We start from the raw sequence: 15603 nt of genomic DNA, 5'->3' as shown, positions 1-15603 counted from the left end.
CGAGCCGGTAGTCACTGAGGCCGGGATGAGTGATATCTCGGCCACCAAGTGCGAGCTCTATCACCCTGATCTGTCAGGCCAGGAGCTGGAGGCGATTAAAAGTACGAAGCGCTCAGCATTGGAAACCTACAGCGTTTCACAACTTTGGTCGGTGGCATGGACTGAGTAAATTGGTCAGGCGCTTCGCTCGTGAATTATTCAGCCAGTTGTTTGAATTGCCTCGCCAACTCCAACACGACTCGGCCGCTATTCGCGGTGGGCACCAAATGGGTAAAGGGAATATCGATCATCCGGTTCTCCCGCACCGCCCGCAAACGCGACAGCACCGGGTCGGTGGTCAGCAACTGACGTTTGCGGCTGGCCGGTGACCACAGCGCATCTGCCAGCAAAATCACATCCGGGTCACTCATCAGCAGGGTTTCGCTGCTCACGGTGACGCGGTATTGGTTGATCCCGGCAAATAAATTGCGCGCACCAGCAGCCGCCACCAACGTGGTGACAAAACCACGCCGACCCTCGCTGTCCAACCCGTTGACCTCACTGTCCAGGTAAAACACCGACAGCGGTTTACCCTCACCAGCCAGCGCCTGGGCACTGGCCAGGTCGGCGTCCATGGCATCGCTCAACGCCCGCGCCCGTTGCTGTTTGTGCACCAGGGCGCCGAGGGTAAACAGGTCGTTGCGAATATGCCCGAAGTAATCCAGCGAGTGCCCGTCGCACGCCGACTCCAGCAAGTACGACCCAACCCCGTTGCCTGCCAACCCTGTGCGGGAGGTGACACCAGTGCCAAAGGCAGTGGCGAATCCACCGACCACCAGATCCGGTTTCTGCGCATAGAGCACTTCGCTGGACGGGTACTTGGGCGCAATCACCGGCACGCCGAAATACTCGCCGTGTCGGTGGGCCACACCGTTGTCATCCAGATACGCCACGCCCACCAAGGCCGGGCCGACATCCAGCGCCAACAGCAGGTCTGCGGCATGCTGGTTGAGGGCCACGATGCGCGAAGGCGGTGAGTGGGCGGCGGTCCAATCCTGGTTGCAGTTGCGAAAGCTGTCGGCCAATACCGATGGCGCGCAGAGCAGGGCGCCCAGCAGCAGCCACGAGGCCTTCATGGGCGCTCCTTGATCAGCAGATCCTCGACGACTTCGCCGCCCACCAGATGCACTTCCACCAGCCGTTGCACATCGTCTTTGTTGTGCACGCCGTACCAGCAAGTGTCCGGGTACACCGTCACGATTGGCCCCAGGTTGCACGGGAACTGGCAGTGGGTGCGTGTCAGCAGCACGCCGCCAGGCTTTTCGATGCAGTCGTGTTGCAGCAGGTGGCGGCGCAGGGTTTTCCACAGTTGCAGCGCGCCACGCTGCGTACAGCGTGGGCCAGTGCACAGGAACACGTGACGGGCGTGGTCAGGCACGTGGGACCAGTCCGGATGAGTTTCCACGGGCGTACTCATCAGAAGCGATACGTGTAGCGTACTTCGGAGGTGAACGGCCGCCCGAGGTTGTCGACGTTGCTGGCGCGGCTGGTGACGTAGTCGCGGTCGAACAGGTTCTCTACCAGCAGGCTCACGCGGTGTTGGTGGGCGTTGTCGAGGTAGCGATAGGCGTCGGCATCCACCACGGTGTAGTTGCCGTATTCGACCTTTTTCGAGCTGACGATATCGCCGATGTAACGCACGGCGGTGCCGGCGCCCCACAGGCGGTCCGCCGATTCATAGCCGACCCGCGAGCGGGCGAAGAAGCCCGGGATATCGTTGATGGTGACACCCGCACGGGACTCGGTGAGGTTGCGGGTCATGTCGGCCTGCACGCTCCATTGTTCATTGAGCTGCAGCTTGGCGTCGGCCTCGAAACCACGCATCTGGATCTGCCCCTGGCCGTTGACCCACTGGATATCGTCCAGGGTGATCAGGTCGGTGATCTTGCGTTTGAACAGCGTGACGCTGGCGCTGAAGTCCCGGGCCAGCAGGCTGCCCTTGTAGTCGATGCCCAGTTCGGCGTTGCGGCTCTTCTCCGGCTTGAGGTTGCGGTTGCCTTTCTCATCGTCTTCGTTGACGAACAGTTGCTCGGCGTTTGGCAGTTTGTAGGCAGTGCCGTATTGGCCGCGCAGGGCCCAGTTGTCGTTGAGGTCGTAGAGCGAAGTGAGCATGCCGACAGTGGCGCTGTCGCCGCCGCTCATGGCTTCGTGGCGTACGCCGATGCTCGGGTGCCAGTTCGGCAGGGCTTCAATATTCGGGCGCAGTTGGGTGTACAGCGCGTGGGCCTGGGCCTTGTTGTCGTCGATGATCAATACATCGTCCTGGCCCTTGAACCACTGGTTGTCGGAACCGAATACCAGCACATGCTCACCGGGCAACACGGCCTTGCCTTCGGCCTGCACGCCCCAGTCGGTGAAGCCCCAGTAGTCGTTGTGGTTGATGGCCCGGGTGCCGCCGCCTTCGATATTGTTGATGCGGGTATAGCGCGTGTCCCAATCGTTGATATGGCCTTTGACGAAGTAGCTCAGGCGCTCGTTGAGGGTTTGCTCGAAGGTGGCCGTGGCGATCTGTTGCACGCGGTCGTTGGTGGTCTTGTGGTTGTCCACCGGGCGGGCGAAATCGAGGTTGGCGTCGGCGTACTGGTAAAACAGCTCAAGGCGCGTGTCATCGCCAAACGACTGGATCGCCTTGGTGCCGAAGGTGGTGACTTCGTAGGAGCGCTTCTTGTCGCTGACGTTTTTCATGTCGCGGTTGCGAAACGGCTGGTAGCCCTCGGAGACGTTGCGGCTGACGTAGGCCAGCAAGCCAAGATCGCCAAAACCGTTGTTGAAGATCTTCTCGACCCGGGCGTCGCCGGTGGTGCCGCCGAAGGTGTCTGCACCCAGGTTCACCTCGCCGGACGCCTCGCGGGTTTGCGGGCTGCGGGTAACGATGTTGATCACCCCCGACACCGCCTGGGTGCCGAACAGCAGGCTCTGGCCACCCTTGAGCACTTCGATGCGCTCGATGGCGTTGGCGGGCAGGGTGTCCAGGTACAGGCCGCCGTACAGGCGGTTGTTCAGGCGCACGCCGTCCAGCAGGATCAACGTGTCGTCGTTGCGCCCACCCAGCAGGGAATAAGTGCCGTAGTCGAACGGGCCATTCTTGGGTGCCACGTACAGGCCGGGGATGAACATCTGCATCACGCGCGACACATCGGCGGCGGGGCCGGCGCGTTCGATCTGTTCGCGGGTGACGATCTCGACCTTGCTGCCGTACTGGGCCATGTCGGCCACGGTAGTGGATTCCACCGAAGGTGCGGAAATGATCTGCTGCTTGAGCTCAAGGGGAGGGTCGTCGGCCAGCAGCAGGGGGCTGAACAGGCAGCCGAGCAACAGGCTGGGCACGGAAGTAGTGTAAGGTCGAATCATAGTCTTCTCGGAAAAGTATCTTTCGCGAAAAGCACGCACGAGTAGGCACCGAGCACACGCCAATACCGGCCCATGCCCGCCCACCGCAGGATTTTGCCAAACAGAATTCCAGGCCGGTCTCCGGGCTCACGCGTATGGACACCTTCACCTTCCCATGGCGCGCAGGCCACAGTGGTGTGTCGAAGGGGTCACGCGTCTACCGTTGCGGGGGCAGCACCGGACTGGCTCGAAAAGAGCGGCACCGGTTTCCCGTTTCACCCCATGCACGGCGGCATGAGGCACCTGAAACAGGCCGGCATCTGAACATTCGAAAGACCGTTCGTCAACTTGGCGGGTACTTTTCCGGTGGCTGCATGGGAAGCGACTGACGGATATTGCCAGAAAATTCCCACAGGAGTACAAATGTACTCCATGAAGAATCTAACGCCCCGCCGTACCGCCATCCTGACCTTTATCCGCGACCGTATCGCGCAGCAAGGCCAGTCTCCCAGCCTCGCCGAGATCGCCGAGGCGTTCGGCTTTGCCTCCCGCAGCGTGGCGCGCAAGCATGTGCTGGCGCTGACCGAGGGCGGCTTTATCGAGGTCAATCCCAACCAGGCGCGCGGCATCCGCCTGCTCAATCAACCGGCGCGGCCGGAGCTGTTGGATATTCCGGTGCTCGGCCGGGTGGCCGCCGGTTTGCCTATTGGCGCCGATGCCGAAGTGCACAACCGTCTATTGCTCGACCCGGGCATGTTCGCGAAAACCCCGGATTACCTGCTGCGGGTGCAGGGCGATTCGATGATCGAAGACGGCATCCTCGATGGCGACCTGGTAGGCGTACGCCGCAGTGCCGAGGCCTTGAACGGGCAGATCGTGGTGGCACGCCTGGACGGTGAAGTCACCATCAAACGTTTCGAACACGTGGGCGAGCGCGTGCGCCTGCTGCCGCGCAACCCCGCCTATCAACCCATCGTGGTGCGGCCCGATCAGGACCTGGCCATCGAAGGGGTGTTCTGCGGCCTGGTGAGGCAAGGCTGATGGGCGCCGTCGTTGCACTGGACTCGCTGTTCAATGGCGGCCGGGTCTGGAAAGGCCGGCCCGCCGCGCCGCCGGCCAGCGTCCATCCCACCGGGCTTGCGGCCCTGGATGCGGTGCTGCCCAGCGGTGGCTGGCCGGAAGCGGCGTTGAGCGAAATCCTGATGGCGAAGGAGGGCGTGGGCGAGTTGCAGCTGGTGTGGCCGACCCTGGCACGGTTGGCGGCGGCCGGTGAGCGCATCGTGCTGGTGGCGCCGCCCTACACGCCGTACCCCCACGCCTGGCAAAACGCCGGGGTGGATGTGCGCCAGCTGTCAGTGATCCAGGCCGATGAACGCGATGCCTTGTGGGCAGTGGAGCAATGCCTGCGTTCCGGCAGCTGTGGCGCGGTGCTGTGCTGGCCGCGCAAGGCCGATGACCGCGCCTTGCGCCGCTTGCAGGTGGCGGCGGAAACCGGCCAGACCCTGGCCTTTGCCTGGCGCTCCTTGAACGAGGCCATCAACCCGTCACCGGCCGCGTTGCGCCTGGCGGTTGAGGCGAGCCCTGCGCAAGTGCGGGTGCTCAAGTGCCGGGGTGGCCTGGCCCATCCCGCGCCCATTGCGCTTGGGCACTGAGGTTGGCATGCGCTGGGTGTGTATTGTGTTCCCGCAATTGGCGCTGGACGGGGTGCTGCGTCTGCGCCCCGAACCGGATCAGCCATTGGCCCTGTTGGCCGGCACGCCGCAGCGGCGGGTGCTGCAAACCGTCAATGACGCCGCGCGCAAACTCGGCCTGCGCCCCGGCCAATCCCTGACGGCGGCCCATGCCTTGACCAAGGCGTTCGCCTGCGCCGAATACGACCCGGCGCAGATCGAATACTGGCAGCAGTTTCTCGCCGCCTGGGCCTACCGTTTCAGCTCCCAGGTCAGCGTGTTCTACCCACGGGCGTTGCTGTTCGAGATCGAGTCGAGCCTGGGCCTGTTCGGGCCGTGGCCGTTGCTCGAAGCACGCTTGCGCAAGGAGCTGACCGAACTGGGGTTTCGTCACCGCATCGTCGCCGCGCCGAACCCGGCGGCGGCGCGGATATTGGCGAATGTCTACGACGGCCTGGCCGTGGCCGATGAGCAATACCTGCAACACGCCCTGGCACCGATCCCCATCGACCGCGCCGGCCTCGACCCGCAAGCCGCCAGCGCATTGTCGCGCATGGGCTTGCGCACCCTGGCCCAGGTGCAGGCGTTGCCTCGGCATACCCTGGCCCGGCGCTTCGACGCTGCGCTGCTCAAGCACCTCGATGCACTGTGCGGCCAACGGCCCCTGGCGCTGGCGTTCTACCAGCCGCCGGACCGGTTTGATGTGCGCATCGAGCTGAATTTTGATGTGTTGTCCCACCAGGCCTTGCTGTTTCCCTTGCGCCGTTTGACTGGCGATCTGTCGGCGTTCCTGTGTGGTCGCGACAGTGGCGTGCAGCGTTTTGACCTGCACCTGGAGCACGCGGCCGAGCCCGACAGCGTGATCAAGGTCGGCCTGCTCAGCGCCGAGCGTGACGCAGCGATGCTGTTCGAACTGGCCCGTGGGCGCCTGGAGCAAGTGCAAGTCACCTCGCCGGTGCGCGGCTTTCGCCTGGTGGCCGAGGACCTGCCGGTGTTTGTGCCCCAGCGCCAGGACCTGTTCGACGAGCGCCCGCAACAAACCCTGCCGTGGGAACAACTGCGCGAACGCCTGCGGGCGCGGCTGGGGGATGACGCGGTGCAAGGCCTGCGGTTTCACGCCGACCACCGCCCCGAATGCGCCTGGCAAGCCGGTGCAGACACTCGCCCATGCACCCCCTCAAATAACGTGCAGCGCCCGGGCTGGTTGCTGCATGAACCGACGCCTCTGGCCGAGCAAGGTCTACACATCCTGATGGGCCCGGAACGCATCGAGTCCGGCTGGTGGGATGGCGCCGATGTGCGCCGCGATTACTACCTGGTGCGCACCCGCGCCGGCCAGCAGGGCTGGGCTTACCGCACCGTGGGCGAAAGCGGCACGCTGTGGCTGCAAGGCTGGTTTGCATGAAGTACGCGGAGCTGCACTGCCTGTCCAACTTCAGTTTCCAGCGGGGCGCCTCCAGTGCCCGCGAGCTGTTTGAACGGGCCAGGCAGCAGGGTTACGAGGCGCTGGCCATCACCGATGAATGCACCTTGTCGGGCATCGTCCGTGCCTGGCAGGCGGCCAAGGAAGTCGGGTTGCCGCTGATTATCGGCAGCGAGATGCGCCTGGAAAACGGCCCCAAGCTGGTGCTGCTGGTGGAGAACCTGGAAGGCTATCAACAGCTGTGCCGGCTGATCACCATCGCCCGTCGCCGTGCGGAAAAAGGTCACTACCGGTTGCTGCAGGAAGACTTCACCGCGGTACACGGCTTGCTCGCGTTATGGATGGTCGAAGACACCGACACCCAGGCCCATATCCAATGGCTGTGCAGCACCTTCACCGATCGCCTGTGGTTGGCGGTGGAACTGCATTGCGGCCAGAACGATGCCCGTCACCTTGAGCAACGCCTGAACCTGGCCGCCAGCCTGCACCTGCCGGCGGTGGCCTGCGGCGATGTGCATATGCATGTGCGCGGTCGCCGTGCGTTGCAAGACACCATGACCGCAATCCGTCACCACGTCCCGGTGGCCGAAGCCGGCGCGCGCCTGCATCCCAATGGTGAACGGCACTTGCGCAGCCTCGATGCATTGGCCGCGCTGTACCCGGCGCACTTGCTGGAAGAGTCCCTGAACATTGCCCGGCGTTGCACCTTTGACCTCGGCCAATTGCGCTATCAATACCCCAGGGAGTTGGTACCTGAAGGCCAGGATGCAAAATCCTGGTTACGCACCTTGACCGAGCAAGGCATCGCCCAGCGTTGGCCGAAAGGGGTCGACGCCAAGACCCTCCAGCAGATCAATAACGAACTGGAACTGATCAGTGACCTCGGCTACGAAAGCTATTTCCTCACCGTACACGACATTGTGCGCTTCGCCCGCAGCCGTTCGATCCTGTGCCAGGGCCGCGGCTCGGCGGCCAACTCGGCGGTGTGTTTTGCCCTGGGCATCACCGAGATCAACCCGAGCCTGATGAACATGTTGTTCGAGCGCTTCCTGTCTCGCGAACGCAACGAGCCGCCGGACATCGACGTGGACTTCGAGCACGAACGCCGCGAAGAAGTGCTGCAATACGTCTTCCAGCGCTACGGTCGTACCCGCGCCGCGTTGACGGCGGTGGTCAGCAGCTATCACGGCGCCGGCGCGGTGCGCGACGTGGCCAAGGCCCTCGGGTTGCCGCCGGATCAGGTCAACGCCCTGGCCGACTGTTGTGGGCGCTGGAGCGACGAAGCACCGCCCCTGGAACGCTTGCGCGAAGGTGGTTTCGACCCCGACAGCCCGGTGCTGCGCCGGGTGCTGACCTTGACCCAACAACTGATCGGCTTCCCCCGGCACCTGTCCCAGCACCCCGGCGGTTTCGTGATTTCCGAACACCCGCTGGACACCCTGGTGCCGGTGGAAAATGCGGCCATGGCCGAGCGCACCATCATCCAGTGGGACAAGGACGACCTCGACGCCGTGGGCCTGCTCAAGGTGGACATCCTCGCGCTGGGCATGCTCAGTGCGATTCGCCGCTGCTTCGACCTGCTGCGCCGCCATCGCAACCGGGACATGAGCCTGGCTTCGGTGCCCAAGGAAGATGCGGCAACCTACGCGATGATCAGCAAGGCCGACACTATCGGCGTGTTCCAGATTGAGTCGCGGGCGCAGATGTCGATGTTGCCCCGCCTGCGACCGGAAAAATTCTACGACCTGGTCATTGAGGTCGCCATCGTGCGGCCGGGGCCCATCCAGGGTGGCATGGTGCATCCGTACCTGCGGCGGCGGAACAAGGAGGAAGAAACCACCTACCCGTCGCCGGAACTCAAGTCCGTACTGGAACGAACCCTGGGCATCCCGCTGTTCCAGGAACAGGTCATGCAGATCGCTATGGTCGCCGCCGATTACACACCCGGCGAAGCCGACCAACTGCGCCGTTCCATGGCCGCCTGGAAACGCCACGGCGGCCTCGAACCCCATCAGCAACGCCTGCGCACCGGCATGCTGAAAAACGGCTACAGCGAAGCCTTCGCCGCGCAGATCTTCGAGCAGATCAAGGGCTTTGGCAGCTATGGTTTTCCCGAGTCCCACGCCGCCAGTTTCGCCTTGCTGACCTATGCCAGTTGCTGGCTCAAATGCCATGAACCGGCAGCGTTCGCCTGCGCCCTGATCAACAGCTGGCCCATGGGTTTCTACAGCCCCGACCAGATCCTGCAGGACGCCCGTCGCCATCATTTGCAGATCCGCCCGGTGGATGTGCAGGCCAGTGACTGGGATTGCAGCCTTGAGCCGATCGAAGGCCAGCAACCGGCGATTCGCATGGGCTTGCGCATGATCTCCGGGTTTCGCGAAGAGGACGGCCGGCGTATCGAAACGGCGCGCCAGGCCCGGGCGTTTTTTGATATTGCCGACTTGGGCGAGCGTGCCCAATTGGACACTCGCGCCCAGGAACTGCTGGCGGATGCCGGTGCCTTGCGCGGCCTGGCCGGGCATCGGCACCGGGCGCGTTGGGAGGTGGCCGGGGTGCAGAAACAACTGGGCCTGTTTGCCGGTATCGCCAGCCCGGAAGAGGCGGTGGTGGAGCTGCCGCAACCGACAGTCGGCGAAGATTTGTATGCCGACTACGCCAGCGTCGGCACCACCCTGGGCCCACACCCGTTGGCGCTGTTGCGCGATGAACTGCGCGCGCGGCGTTGCCGCAGTTCCAGGGAATTGCTGCAGGTTGAGCATGGCCGCAACGTCAGCGTCGCCGGCCTGGTCACCGGTCGACAACGCCCGGGCACGGCCAGCGGCGTTACCTTCGTCACCCTGGAAGATGAGTTCGGCAATATCAATGTGGTGGTCTGGCGCGATTTGGCCGAGCGCCAACGCCAGGCGCTGGTGGGCTCGCGGTTGCTCAAGGTCGATGGCCGCTGGGAGGCGGTGGGCGAGGTTCGGCACCTGATCGCCGGGCGCTTGACCGACCTGACCCCGTTGCTGTCGGGCATCAGTGTGCGCAGCCGGGACTTTCGCTGAGCCGGCCCTTGCTCCTTCCTGCCGGCATAAGCAATATGCGATGAAACCAACCGCCACTGCCGGGCTCAAAGTTTTCATCGCCGCCCACCTTTTATCTTTTGCAGAGCCGACCGATGCAGTTTTTATCCAATACCCACGGCTGTGAGGGTTGGGCTGGGGAAATGGCCCAGAGGATTCGTGCTTTCGATTGGTCCACCACCGACCTCGGCCCGATGAGTGCCTGGCCCTCCAGCCTGACCAGCGCCGTGCAGATGATGCTGGCATCGCCCATGCCCATGGTGATGCTGTGGGGGCACGCCGGTTACATGATCTACAACGACAGCTATTCGGTGTTTGCCGGCGGTCGCCACCCTTATCTGCTGGGTGCGCCGGTGGAACTGGGCTGGCCGGAAGTCGCCGACTTCAACCGCAATGTGGTCGACACCTGCCTGGCTGGCGGCACCTTGTCCTACCGCAACCTGCCCCTGGAACTGTTGCGCGACGGCCGCCCGGAAGAAGTCTGGATGGACCTGTATTACAGCCCCGTAGCCGATGACGACCAACGACCGGCCGGGGTCCTGGCGATTGTGGTGGAGACCACCGAACATATGATCTCCGAGCGCCTGCGCCAGGAACTCACCCACAACCTGGAGCAGCGCGTGGCCGCGGAGGTGCAGGCCCGTTCCGCCGCGGAAGAACAGTTGCGTCAATCACAGAAGCTGGAAGCCATCGGCGGCCTGACCGGCGGCGTGGCCCACGACTTCAACAACCTGCTGCAAGTGGTCGCCGGCAACCTGCACCTGCTGGCCCGGCATGAGCCGGACAACCCCCAGGTGCAGCGCCGGGTCAGCGCCGCTATCGCGGCAGTGGAACGTGGGGCCAAACTGACCTCGCAACTGTTGGCCTTCGCCCGTCGCCAGCCATTGTCACCGGCGGTGTACAACCCGCTGCGCATCTATGAAGGCCTGGGTGAGCTGCTGCAGCGAGCGCTGGGAGAAACCATCCACATTGATGTGCAACTGCCCCAGGATCCGTGGTGCATTAACGTCGACCGCAACCAACTGGAAAACGCACTGCTCAACCTGGCGATCAACGCCCGGGATGCCATGAAAGGCGAGGGCGTGATTCGGATCACCGGCGAAAATATTATTCTCAACCCTCCGGATTGCGCCGGTAAAAGCATCAACCCCGGTGAATACGTGCGCCTGGCCGTCGCCGACAGCGGCGCCGGCATGTCACCAACGATCCTGGCACGGGCCTTCGAACCGTTTTTCACCACCAAGCCGAATGGCCACGGTACCGGCCTGGGCCTGAGCATGGTGTTCGGGTTCGTGCGCCAAAGTGGCGGGCATGTTGAGGTCGAGAGCGTGGAGGGCAGCGGCACCGTGGTGCAGATGTATTTCCCGCGCAACCTGGGAGAGCCGGAAAACCACGATGCGCCCGTCGAGCTCACACAACCCACCGGCGGCCATGAGACGATCCTGGTGGTTGAGGACAACGAAGGCGTACGCGCGGCCGCGGTGGAATTGCTCGAACAATCCGGCTACACCGTGCTCACCGCCGAAGACGGCGACCGGGCCATGCTGATGCTCCAGGCCGGCCTGCAACCGGACCTGATTTTTACCGACGTCGTAATGCCGGGCCGTGTCAAAAGTACCGACCTGGCCAAGTGGGCGCGAGAGCAAGTGCCGGCGATAGCGGTGCTGTTTACCTCCGGGCATACCCGCGACATCCTTTCCAGCAACCACCTGCTGGGCACCGACATTCACCTGCTGAGCAAACCCTATGGCCCGGATGAATTGGCGCAACGGGTGCGCTCGGTGCTGACCTCACGAATGATGTGACGGATGGAGATCCAGCCAGCAACACCAAACCACTTTGGGAGCCGGGCTTGCCCGCGATGGCGGAGTGTCAGGCACCCCATTCGATAACTGGCACTCCGCCATCGTGGGCAAGCCCGGCTCCCACAGTTGATCTTCACTGCCTTGAACACACCGATAAGGTTACCCATGACTTCCCAGCGCAACCTGCCACCAGACACCTCACTCACCTCCCAACGCCCTGGCTTCGTGCGGGTGCGGGGTGCCCGGGAACACAACCTGCGCAACGTCGACGTGGACATCCCCCGCGACGCCCTGGTGGTGTTCACCGGCGTGTCAGGCTCCGGCAAGTCCTCGCTGGCATTCTCCACCGTCTACGCCGAAGCCCAGCGGCGCTACTTCGAATCCGTGGCGCCCTACGCCCGCCGCCTGATCGACCAGGTCGGCGTACCGGACGTCGACTCCATCGAAGGCCTGCCGCCCGCCGTGGCCTTGCAACAACAGCGCGGTACACCCAGCACACGTTCATCAGTGGGCAGCGTCACCACCTTGTCCAGCCTGATCCGCATGCTCTACTCCCGCGCCGGCAGTTACCCGGCGGGGCAACCGATGCTGTACGCCGAAGACTTTTCCCCCAACCTGCCCCAGGGCGCCTGCCCGCAATGCCACGGCCTGGGCCGCGTGTACGAAGTGACCGAGGCCCTGATGGTGCCCGATCCTTCCCTCACCATCCGCCAACGCGCCGTGGCGTCCTGGCCGTTGGCATGGCAAGGCCAGAACCAGCGCGACATCCTCGTCACCCTGGGCTACGACGTCGACATCCCGTGGCGCGACCTGCCGAAAAAACAGCGCGACTGGATCCTCTTCACCGAAGAAACCCCCACCGTACCGGTGTACGCCGGCTTCACACCGGCCCAGACCCGCGACGCCCTCAAACGCAAACTCGAGCCCAGCTACCAGGGCACCTTCACCGGCGCCCGCCGCTACATCCTGCACACCTTCACCCACTCCCAAAGCGCCCTGATGAAAAAGCGCGTGTCGCAGTTCATGCAAGGCAGCCCGTGCCCGCTGTGTGAAGGCAAACGCCTGAACAAGGCCGCGCTGTCGGTGAAATTTGCCGGCGTGGACATTGGCGAGCTGTCGCAAATGTCCTTGCTGCAACTTGCCGAACTGCTGCGCCCGGTGGCTGAAGGGCAGGGCGATAAAAAGCTCTCCGTGGAAAAACGCCTGGCTGCCCAACGCATCGCCCAGGACCTGCTCGAACGCGTCAGCACCCTGACCGACCTCGGCCTCGGCTACCTGGCCCTGGAACGCAGCACACCAACCCTGTCCTCCGGCGAACTGCAACGCCTGCGCCTGGCCACCCAACTGGGCTCGCAACTGTTCGGCGTGATCTACGTGCTCGACGAACCTTCCGCCGGCCTGCACCCTGCCGATGGCGAAGCCCTGTTCGCCGCCCTCGACCGCCTGAAGGCCGCCGGCAACTCACTGTTCGTGGTGGAACACGACCTGGAAACCATGCGCCGGGCCGACTGGCTGATCGACGTCGGCCCGGCTGCCGGCGAGCACGGCGGCCAGGTCCTGTACAGCGGCCCACCCGCCGGCCTGGCGCAGGTCGAAGCCTCGCAAACCCGCGAATACCTGTTCGCCGAAAAACGCCCGGTCAGCCAACCACCGCGCCAACCCACCGGCTGGCTGAGCCTGGAAAGCGTCACGCGCAACAACCTCAACGACCTCAGCGTGGACTTTCCCCTGGGCTGCTTCACCGCCGTCACCGGCATTTCCGGCTCGGGCAAATCCAGCCTCGTCAGCCAGGCGCTGTTGGAACTGGTAGGCGCAGGCCTGGGCCGCGTGGTGGAAACCGAAGACGAACCCAGCCTCGAAGACGACGCCCCACAAACCAGCGGTGGCCGCATCAGTGGCGGGCTGGAACACATCCGCCGCCTGGTCCAGGTGGACCAGAAACCCATCGGCCGCACGCCACGTTCCAACCTCGCGACCTACACCGGGCTGTTCGACAACGTACGCAAACTGTTCGCCGCCACACCCGCGGCGAAAAAGCGGAATTACGACGCCGGGCAATTCTCCTTCAACGTCGCCAAAGGCCGCTGCCCGAACTGCGAAGGCGAGGGGTTTGTCAGCGTTGAATTGCTGTTCATGCCCAGCGTGTACGCGCCATGCCCGACGTGCCACGGCGCGCGGTACAACCCGGAAACGTTAGCGATCAAGTGGGAAGGGCTGACCATCGCCCAGGTGCTGGGGCTGACGGTTGAACAGGCGGTAGAGGTATTTGCCGAAGAGCCGGGTGTGCTGCGCTCGCTGCAAGTGCTGCGGGATATTGGCTTGGGTTATTTGCGCCTTGGCCAGCCGGCCACGGAGCTGTCGGGCGGGGAAGCGCAGCGGATCAAGCTGGCGACCGAGCTGCAACGCAATGCCCGGGGCGCGACGTTGTATGTGCTGGATGAACCGACGACCGGGCTGCATCCGCGGGATGTGGACCGGTTGTTGAGCCAGTTGAATCATCTGGTGGAGGCGGGGCACACGGTGATTGTGGTGGAGCATGAAATGCGTGTGGTGGCCCAGAGTGATTGGGTGATTGATATTGGGCCGGGGGCTGGGGACAGAGGCGGGAAGGTGGTGGTGAGCGGGACGCCGCAGAAGGTGGCGAAGAGTAAGGGGAGCCGGACTGCGCCGTTTTTGGGGCGGGAATTGGGATAGCTAATGGCCGGAAGGGGTCTATTCATGGCTTTGCTCTCTAGCGTTCGGCACCTGGCGGGTGACCAAAGTAGGCCTTGTAGGCATGGTTGAAGTTAGCGGGATTGGCATAGCCCAGGCGGTAGGCGATCTGCGCCACCTGCCACTTGCGCTGACGAAGCAGATTGCGCGCAAGCTCCATGCGTTGCTGGCGCACATAATCCAGCATCGACTGGCCGTAGATTTGACTGAACGCCCGGCGCAGCGTGGTTTCCCCCACACCCAGGCTACGGGCCAGCGCTTGAGTGCCGGGAGGGTCGATCAGGTTGGCATCCAGTTGAAACCGCGCTTCATGGGCCAGGTCTGAATGACCGCGTACCGCAGGTATTGGCCTGGCAGGTTGAGGGGCAAGATGGGCTGCCAGCTCCACCAGCGCTGCCAGGCTCAGGCTTTCCTGATTAAGGCGCTCCAAGGCGCCTTGGTAGGGAGAGTGATATATCCGCTCCAGCAAACGCCCCAGTGCCGGGCACCCGTGCAGTCCCGAAAATTGAACGCCGTCATTGAGCAGGCTGAGTAACGGCTGGAGCGCCGAGTCTTCTTCGGCCAGCTCGCGCAAATAATCGCCTGCGATGCGTAGCCCGGCCATGCGCGCATGACTGCCGGCGGGCAGTTGATCGACGGTTTCCATGCTCTCACTCAGGCCCAGCACATGGACTGCGCCCGTGGTGTATTCATTGAGCACACCGTCGACCCGATGCTGCCACTGGCCGCCGAGCACCTGCACGATGCACACACTGTCGGGCAATACCTTGTGGATCTTCAGCGGCTCGGGGAACTGCAAGTCACAGTCGAAATACTGCAGGTCTGGCCGAACGGTCCGTGCGCGGTAGTGGCCGATGGCAGAACCAATAACCTGACGAGCGCTGTCGTCGAATACGCCGGCCTGGTCCAGGGGACCCGGGTGATCGAAGCAGAAGTGTGTGTCGAGATAAGGATTCTGGCGTTTCATCGAGAAGGGTTTGAGTCATGTCCTTATGTGTTCGCGCCATTGTACCCCGTCACTCGTCGTTGTGAACCGCAGTCTCATTGTTGTGCGCAACGGCCTGCACGGTTGGCAGATCGCCGAGGGTGACTTTCAATGGTCGGCCGTGAAATTCAAGGAACCTGAGTATGCTGATTTATCGCAAATGGGCTGCCGTGCTAAGCATGGTACTGGCCGTCATGACGGGCAATACCTTCGCTCAAGATCGCCCGGAAGTCGCAGATAAGGTCGCTGCGTATTCGGGTGAGGCCGGGGTGAAAGTCTGGACACTGCGTATCGGGGCCCGTGACGAAAATCAGGCACTGGTGCAAGTGGAAGGGGCTGACCACGACTGGAACCTGAAAATCCAAAAGATGTCTGTCGAGAAGACCAGCAAGGACACGCGCTATTACACCACGGTAGACGGTCAGAAGTTCGTCGTACTGATTCTGCAAAACGGCTGGGGAGAGCTGTACTTGCCAGGCGAAGCAAAAGCGCTGGCCGTCGCCTATAACGAGGCGCTGGCGAGTCAGGGCAATGCGCAAGCATTTCTCACTGACTATCTCCAGGCGAACTGAGC

The 15603-nt window shown here is 63.4% G+C and carries 11 protein-coding genes and 1 riboswitch; of the genes, 7 read left to right on the top strand and 4 right to left on the bottom strand.

Annotated elements, in window-relative coordinates; genetic code table 11:
* Positions 1 to 194: 194 nt before the first annotated feature.
* Genes HX786_RS08950 through HX786_RS08940 form a run of 3 tightly spaced genes read right to left on the bottom strand, consistent with a single transcriptional unit; the run spans position 195 to position 3390 of the window.
* Positions 195 to 1115, bottom strand: coding sequence for an ABC transporter substrate-binding protein (locus tag HX786_RS08950; RefSeq protein ID WP_177019852.1), 921 nt, complete (start codon positions 1113 to 1115; stop codon positions 195 to 197).
* Positions 1112 to 1444, bottom strand: coding sequence for a ferredoxin (locus HX786_RS08945; protein WP_008432571.1), 333 nt, complete (start codon positions 1442 to 1444; stop codon positions 1112 to 1114). Before HX786_RS08945 ends, HX786_RS08950 begins: the two co-directional genes overlap by 4 nt.
* A gap of 11 nt (positions 1445 to 1455) precedes the next feature.
* Positions 1456 to 3390, bottom strand: a complete 1935-nt coding sequence (locus HX786_RS08940; RefSeq protein WP_178911966.1) for a TonB-dependent siderophore receptor — start codon at positions 3388 to 3390, stop codon at positions 1456 to 1458.
* 93 nt (positions 3391 to 3483) lie between these two features.
* Positions 3484 to 3691, bottom strand: a riboswitch (cobalamin riboswitch).
* 101 nt (positions 3692 to 3792) lie between these two features.
* On the opposite strand from HX786_RS08940, the gene lexA reads away from it, so the two are divergent.
* From lexA to uvrA, 6 genes are all read left to right on the top strand, one after another.
* Entirely contained in the window at positions 3793 to 4410 is a 618-nt protein-coding gene (gene lexA, locus HX786_RS08935) for a transcriptional repressor LexA (RefSeq protein ID WP_003210482.1), read from the top strand.
* The gene (imuA, locus tag HX786_RS08930) at positions 4410 to 5021 is read left to right on the top strand and encodes a translesion DNA synthesis-associated protein ImuA (RefSeq protein WP_008432576.1); all 612 of its coding nucleotides are present in this window, start codon (positions 4410 to 4412) and stop codon (positions 5019 to 5021) included. The genes lexA and imuA overlap by 1 nt, the downstream gene beginning before the upstream one ends.
* Before the next feature lie 7 nt (positions 5022 to 5028).
* The gene (locus HX786_RS08925) at positions 5029 to 6444 is read left to right on the top strand and encodes a DNA polymerase Y family protein (protein ID WP_178911965.1); all 1416 of its coding nucleotides are present in this window, start codon (positions 5029 to 5031) and stop codon (positions 6442 to 6444) included.
* Positions 6420 to 9509, top strand: coding sequence for an error-prone DNA polymerase (locus tag HX786_RS08920; protein WP_372846549.1), 3090 nt, complete (start codon positions 6420 to 6422; stop codon positions 9507 to 9509). Before HX786_RS08925 ends, HX786_RS08920 begins: the two co-directional genes overlap by 25 nt.
* A gap of 113 nt (positions 9510 to 9622) precedes the next feature.
* Entirely contained in the window at positions 9623 to 11332 is a 1710-nt protein-coding gene (locus HX786_RS08915) for an ATP-binding protein (protein ID WP_178911963.1), read from the top strand.
* Between the two features lie 165 nt (positions 11333 to 11497).
* Positions 11498 to 14026, top strand: coding sequence for an excinuclease ABC subunit UvrA (uvrA, locus tag HX786_RS08910; RefSeq protein ID WP_178911962.1), 2529 nt, complete (start codon positions 11498 to 11500; stop codon positions 14024 to 14026).
* A gap of 37 nt (positions 14027 to 14063) precedes the next feature.
* On the opposite strand, the gene HX786_RS08905 is transcribed toward uvrA, so the two are convergent.
* On the bottom strand, positions 14064 to 15011 hold the full coding sequence (locus HX786_RS08905; protein WP_087694703.1) for an AraC family transcriptional regulator: 948 nt from the start codon (positions 15009 to 15011) through the stop codon (positions 14064 to 14066).
* Positions 15012 to 15172: 161 nt separating this feature from the next.
* Between HX786_RS08905 and HX786_RS08900 the strand changes: the two genes are divergently transcribed.
* Complete coding sequence (locus tag HX786_RS08900; protein WP_003210496.1) at positions 15173 to 15601, top strand: hypothetical protein; 429 nt, start codon at positions 15173 to 15175, stop codon at positions 15599 to 15601.
* Positions 15602 to 15603 lie beyond the last annotated feature (2 nt).

It is taken from the genome of Pseudomonas sp. 21615526 (assembly GCF_013386245.1).
Classification (GTDB): domain Bacteria; phylum Pseudomonadota; class Gammaproteobacteria; order Pseudomonadales; family Pseudomonadaceae; genus Aquipseudomonas.
Note: the sequence above shows the minus strand (reverse complement) of the source record. Positions and strands in the feature narration are given on the sequence as shown.